This window comes from Caballeronia sordidicola (genome assembly GCF_002220365.1).
Classification (GTDB): Bacteria; Pseudomonadota; Gammaproteobacteria; order Burkholderiales; family Burkholderiaceae; genus Caballeronia; species Caballeronia sordidicola_C.
The window spans coordinates 1-6,093 of record NZ_MTHB01000195.1; the positions used below are offsets into that span (position 1 = coordinate 1).

Consider the following 6,093-nt stretch of genomic DNA (forward strand, 5'->3'; position numbering starts at 1 on the left):
CTGACGTTGCCGATCATCGGACCCGTCGTTGTGGTCGGCTATCTTGCATCCGTCGTGGTATCCGCTCTCGAAGGCGCGGTGGTAGTAGGCGGTGTCAGTGCCCTGAGTGCCGCGCTCTTCAATGCGGGCGTTCCGAAGGATCACGTGATCCATTACGAGACCGCACTGCAGGCCAATGGATTTATTGTCATGGCGAACGGCCCCGCCGAAGAGATGGCGCGCGCCCGTGCAATCCTGCAAACGCATAAGCCGGCACGGTTGGACCTTCACGAAGGCGCGATGCCTGCGACCGAAGTGCCGGTCGGATCAACCCTCTGATGTAACTCGCCCGTATTGGCACGTTGGACATGCCGTTAATCGCAAGACCGAAAGACGAAGACCCTCGCCTTCGATACTTTCGGTACTGTCATACAGGTGCATGCGGGCAACGCGCCGACCAACTCATGCTCGGTGTCGGCCCTTTTTAAGCCTTCTACACGATCCTAACAACGGCCACCTTGCGTAAAAAATGCACACCGTCTCAGCTTCTTTGGAAATTCGCGACATTCTCGCGTTCATGCCCCATCGATATCCGTTTTCTCTGGTGGACCGCGTGCTTGAGCTTGTTCCGGCCAAGAGGATCAAGGCGCTAAAGAATGTCTCGATCAACGATCCATTCTTCACAGGTCATTTCCCACGACATCCCATCATGCCCGAGGTCTTGATCCTTGAGGCGCTTGCTCAGGCGGCCGCGTTGCTCAGTATTGCACGAGAGCTTCGCAAGCCGGAGAGCAAGCACTACTACTTTTTGGGTATTGACAACGCGCACTTCAAACGCGTCGTCGAACCAGGCGACCAGTTGATTCTTTATGTAAGTGCGGGTCGAAACATGCGAGGAGTTTGGAAGTTTGACGCACACGCCGAGGTAGATGGCGTCGTCGCTGCAGAAGCGAATCCCATATGTTCGGTGACCGACGTCGCGGTATAACCCCAAAAAAAGGCAACTCACCCACACCCGCTTAGCCAACCGGACGCGCGACCAATCAACACTCGAGTCATCACTACCGCCTGCACCCGGATTCCGTTCGAACGGATTAACACGATCCCGGTAATAAGCTATCAGCTTCTTAACGAGACTTACCCCAGCCTACCGCCGGTCTAGATTTATCGCTTAGTCGGGCAAGCATTTTATTGCAATACGCTCTCAGTAACGCCTCGATTCCGTATCGATAGCAGTTTGTCGTAATTCTGTTGCATCCGCCTCACGTGTCGAGTGAGATTTAGCCCCGTTGTTGCCTTGATAGATTTTGCCCGAACGTAGAAATCTTCCCACTTCGGAATGTCATTCTGCTTGACACCAAAAGCGATCGTGTTGCCCCCACTCCATGCAATGGTTCGATACATCTGGCCGTGGCAACTCGTTCTTATCCTCTGCAGATAGGTCCGAATTTGAAAATCGTTATTGAGCAAGTTGGCGACTATGACCCCCTGATCACGCAATGCAACGTAGCAATTTTTGTAGAAGCGCTGATTCGAGAGACCCGCTGGTAAGCCGAACGTATCAAATCCGTCCAATAGGATGACGTCAGCAATGGGCTCTGCATTCAACATATAGTGTTCGGCATCAGCATGTACGATTCGAAACCGGTCGGAATCCTTTGGGATGTAAAAGTCTTCGCGCAGCGCAATGACTCTCTCATCAATTTCGACCGTCGTTATACGGGCAGTGGGAAATTTGTCGTAACAGTACTTCGATAGTGATCCGCCACCTAGTCCGACAATTAGAATATCTTTCGGGTCACTACGGAATAGCTGGAACGCCATCATCGCGCGGGTGTATGAGAGGTCCAACTCAAACGGTGCGCCCTTCCTCATTGAACTCTGCACCGCGAATGGATCGAATTGCAGAGAGCGAATATGTTGCTCCTCATACACCGCGGGCTCGTGACGAAAAGCTCCCCATTCCTCAATGACTTTTTGCATCGTCGTGTAATCGGTCAACAATTAGATATCCTAGATAGAATTTTTTAGATCGTGGTGACGCAGAATAAGCTCGCAATGCACCATTTTTTGCTCATGTTTGCACGCATGAAGTTCGTCGCCCGGAACGCAAATAGCCTCTAACGATTCATGTTGAAAGCGTCGCACGGCAATTTTCAACAACTCGGCCGCGCTTTCAAACAAGGATCCTGGCTCAAGCAGTGCCGCTGCTTCCGAAAGCCGCCTCTCTTCAACGGCGATGGCAACGACGAAGGCGACCGTGTGAAAACTGGCGTGTGCGATCTTCAGATGTAAAAACGCTGGAAAACCATCCCAGGCATCCTCATTCGCGTCTATCCATAGTCCAAGCGCGCAACAACGATCCTTGGCGAACGCCGGCGTGATGAGATGAACCTGCTGGTGTAAGCCACCGCGCAACGAAGCGCCGGCCATCTGATGCTCTTCCAGAGTGTGCTTGAAATGCACCTCTTCCTCCGTTACGTTCCACAGGCACTAGCCTCTCCGTCCGCCCCGGACCGGGGTTGGCCTGCAGCAGCAACCAACTTGCCGATCGACTCCGACGTATTGAATACGCCAGCTCGTCGCGACGAGTACGGCCAAAGGAACCGACAAAGTCCGATATAAGAATATCATCAAATTACAAGAAAATGATAATTTCATTATCATACGATGATGTGCATCTAATGATAATGAAATTATCATTAACTTATGTTTATATTGTAATACAATGGACGCCTGGAATCAGGTTCGTAAGCCGGATGGGATGAACCGCTGTTACATAACAAAGCATCGCCAGACGTTGGCGGGGGAATGAACGTGATCGACACGAACGTTGACCTGAAGTCGCACGACTACAAACGTCTGCACCTCCACGACTTAATGGGTCAGCACGGTCTGATCGTGGTTGGCGTGGGACGCGGCGGTGAGCGAGGATTTCAGATGGTGTATCGGTTTTCTGATATCTGCGACCGCCTCGAGAATGAGGGGGTAAACGCTGCGTTCGTATATCGAAAAGAGTCTGCCCGACATGTCTTCGACGCCACATCGCTGTTTGGTGCCCGGTTTCGTTTGACACCTCACTTGCTCCTCGATGATGCCGGGTTATTCTTCCGCGGACCTCCGCAGGATAGATCGCTTCGCGCAGTGCACTTCAATCGCAAGATGGAAACAATCGATACCGCCGTCATTCCCTTAAGTGCAGGATCGTGGGATCCGCTTTTGCGCGTTTTCCTCGCCCAGGTCATCTCCAGTTATCGACATTAACCAGTGCAGCCTGGTCTGACGCGAGCTCAATGATGCCTTTGCTCACGAAGCCAGGTACTCGGATCAGGGATCCTCGCCATGGGCACTGACGAATTAGAGATGCTTAAGGCGCTGGCTGCAGTACTCATTGCGGTGGAAACCGCTTAGCTCAAATCATGCAACAAAACATGTATGCCATTGGCCGGCATGGCGACATCGACTCCGAAGCGGTGTCGGCGCCGGGCAAGAAGCGCAAAGCTGGAACCCCGATCGTCATTGAAAATGACGTTGTCGTATCCCTGTACTTTGATGCGCGAGGTGTCCAGAGCTCCATGCTCATCGCCGATCCGTATGCCCTTGCGTTGGGCTACACCCGTACCATGGTCGGTTTTTTCCTGTTTCGCCCTGCTCCGCGTCGCATTTCGATGATCGGGTTGGGCGGCGGATCGCTTGCGAAATATTGCCATCGCCATTCACCGGACGCGCGACTGGCTGTCGTGGAAATCAATCGTGATGTTATCAACCTGCGTGATCGATTCCACTTGCCGCCCGACAGTGAACGCCTCGAGGTGGTATGGGCCAATGGCGCGAACTACGTCAAAGGATCAGATCATCGACCGGACGTCATTCTCGTAGACGGATTTACTGCCGATGGCCTACCGCCTGAATTGGCCAGCAAGGCCTTTTACTCGGATTGCAGAGCTCGAATGAGCGACGACGGCATATTCGTGGCGAATCTAGTAACGGACGAGCCCAACTTTCATCGAAATTTGCGGACGCTGAAACAAGTGTTTGGTGAGACTGTTGTCTTGGCTCCATCAGAGGGCAGCCCGAACAACATCACCGCATTCGCATGGAAAAATGATACCCCTATTCCGTCCTACGAAGAGATGCTCAGCAGAGCGACGCTTCTCGATTCCTGCCACACGGTGAACATGCACGCTACGGCAACCCGCATTGAGAGAGGAAAGCGTTTCGACTGGTCTCGTTACCAGGAAGGTCGATAGCCCGCTCCGGGCGTGCCGGTTGTGAACGACCTGAAAAGTAACCACAAGGAACTACAATGCACAACCGCATCCCCACGAAGCCAATCACTCTCAGTCACTCCGCAACGTGGGCGCTTGAAGTCTTGTCCAGGCCACGATATGGGCGCACGCATCCTGCGTTGAGCTGGTCGGTCACGCAAGAACTGACGAGAGCCGGATTCGTGAACAATCCAGTGCAGGGGCGCCGCATCATGTCGATCACCGCTGCGGGTCAACAATTCCTTCGAACGCACGCGTTGCGTCGGGCCCTTTCCTGATTGAGGTAAGCGAATAAAGAAGCGGGGCCGTGACGGGGCGAACGTCAACCGGTATGCATAGGATGATTGAAGGTGCATTGCACGCCACGATGCATTATAATTTGATTACCATATCTACTTTTTCTTGCTGCCATGGAAACGAAAAGCGCTCGGCTCACAATTCTGATCGACCCGGTGAAAAAGGAAGCGTTTGAAAAACTGTGCTCGTCTCAGGATCTGACGCCGTCTCAAGTGGTCCGTCAGCTGATCCGTGACTACCTTGAAGAGCATGGAGTCACCTACAAAACGCAAAGCGCAGCCGGTACGCGTGGGCGCCGCAAAACGGCTTAGACTGAGGACCCTGGATTGAGCTCTCGCGAAAGCGCTGTCATACACAGACGAGCGCTTTTCCGTCTGGCACGGAGCTCATGCGTTGCCTTTTCTGACACGAACTGGCACACGGTGCTGTGCCCCCGAGCATTCGCAACAGTAAAAGTCATACGCATCGCATAGAGGCAAATCCTGTTGAACGCAGGCCGTGGACGGGGCAACTACACTGTGCAGGCCGGCGACAACGACCAGGCAATACCGAACAGCGCCCATTTTCCTGTCTCGCTATCGGTCACACAATGACCACTCCGCACACTCCCACCGTCCGCGCGCCCCACGATCCCGAGGGCGACACCCTGCCGTCGGGAGGCAGACCCCTTCCTTCTACCGATACAGGGATTGTTAGGATTGCACCCGGTCTGCTCGGTAAAGCGTCACAGTTGCGCTCGCTGATGTTTTGGGCGGCGGGTCTGTTGGCATCCTCGCGGTCATTCTCGTCGCCCTGCATTTCGGTTCGCTCGAAAAGATGGTGCAGCTTGTGCGATCGGCACGTCCTGCGTGGCTAGTCGGGGCACTTTTCGTGCAAGCAGGAACCTACATCAGGGCCGCCTTCGTATGGCTTCAGGCGTTGAATCGTGCGGGGCATCCGCTGCCGCTGCGGGTCCTCGTTCCGCTTGGCGTCGCCAAGGTATTCACCGACCAGGTACTGCCGAGCGGCGGCATCAGCGGAACGATGCTGGTGGTACGGGGGCTGATCAGACGGCACGTCCCCGCGGAGATCGCGATGGCAGCGATGCTGGTCGGTCTAGTGTCTTACGATATCGCCTACCTGATTGTCGTGCTCGCTAGCGCCCGCATGCTTTGGCTACAGCAACGCCTGGACCTCCCCTTATCGATCGGGGTCTCTATTTTTGTGGTCGTGACGGTGGCAGTCCCGGCCGCTGTCCTGGGCCTGAAGAAGGGCCCAAGGACGTTTTGAGTGGAACTTGACATCAAGTACCATAATGGCCTCCGCTGTTTCCCATCAGATTCTTTGTAAGCCGACGGCCATGTCGACGGGTTGCGAAGAAGTGATGGTAGGCAGTAGTCGCCCTTATCTGAATCGAGGAATCGTCTGTGAGTGTTGCCGTTGAAACCCTGTTTACTTCCGCGTTGGGTCTGCAAGCTCCGTGGATGGTATCCAGAGTTGAGCTCGATACAACCAAGCGCCGGATCGATTTCGAAGTGTCCTGCGACGCGAAAAAGTTACCGTGTCCAGC

Annotated in this window: 7 protein-coding genes and 2 pseudogenes; 7 read left to right on the forward strand and 2 right to left on the reverse strand. The window is 54.2% G+C overall.

The window, feature by feature from the left end; genetic code table 11:
- Positions 1-318, forward strand: a pseudogene (locus tag BSU04_RS46665) (DUF1269 domain-containing protein); the annotation flags it as partial.
- A gap of 190 nt (positions 319-508) precedes the next feature.
- Positions 509-967 carry a 3-hydroxyacyl-ACP dehydratase FabZ gene (gene fabZ / locus BSU04_RS27660; protein ID WP_089163562.1) on the forward strand — a complete coding sequence of 153 codons (459 nt, stop codon included), beginning with the start codon at positions 509-511 and terminating at the stop codon, positions 965-967.
- Between the two features lie 200 nt (positions 968-1,167).
- On the opposite strand, the gene BSU04_RS27665 is transcribed toward fabZ, so the two are convergent.
- Positions 1,168-1,983 (reverse strand): fused MFS/spermidine synthase, encoded by an 816-nt coding sequence (locus tag BSU04_RS27665; protein WP_256983343.1) that lies wholly within the window; start codon positions 1,981-1,983, stop codon positions 1,168-1,170.
- A 9-nt stretch (positions 1,984-1,992) separates the two neighbouring features.
- Positions 1,993-2,445 carry a hypothetical protein gene (locus BSU04_RS27670; RefSeq protein WP_089163563.1) on the reverse strand — a complete coding sequence of 151 codons (453 nt, stop codon included), beginning with the start codon at positions 2,443-2,445 and terminating at the stop codon, positions 1,993-1,995.
- A gap of 351 nt (positions 2,446-2,796) precedes the next feature.
- Between BSU04_RS27670 and BSU04_RS27675 the strand changes: the two genes are divergently transcribed.
- The 5 genes and pseudogenes from BSU04_RS27675 to BSU04_RS49185 all read left to right on the forward strand — a co-directional run.
- Positions 2,797-3,243 carry a hypothetical protein gene (locus tag BSU04_RS27675; RefSeq protein ID WP_089163566.1) on the forward strand — a complete coding sequence of 149 codons (447 nt, stop codon included), beginning with the start codon at positions 2,797-2,799 and terminating at the stop codon, positions 3,241-3,243.
- 167 nt (positions 3,244-3,410) lie between these two features.
- Positions 3,411-4,229 (forward strand): fused MFS/spermidine synthase, encoded by an 819-nt coding sequence (locus tag BSU04_RS27680; RefSeq protein WP_179258464.1) that lies wholly within the window; start codon positions 3,411-3,413, stop codon positions 4,227-4,229.
- Positions 4,230-4,657: 428 nt separating this feature from the next.
- The gene (locus tag BSU04_RS27690; protein ID WP_075357199.1) at positions 4,658-4,855 is read left to right on the forward strand and encodes a CopG family transcriptional regulator; all 198 of its coding nucleotides are present in this window, start codon (positions 4,658-4,660) and stop codon (positions 4,853-4,855) included.
- Positions 4,856-5,414: 559 nt separating this feature from the next.
- Entirely contained in the window at positions 5,415-5,813 is a 399-nt protein-coding gene (locus tag BSU04_RS27695; protein WP_373452880.1) for a hypothetical protein, read from the forward strand.
- Positions 5,814-5,950: 137 nt separating this feature from the next.
- A pseudogene (locus tag BSU04_RS49185) lies at positions 5,951-6,093 on the forward strand (ISL3 family transposase); the annotation flags it as partial.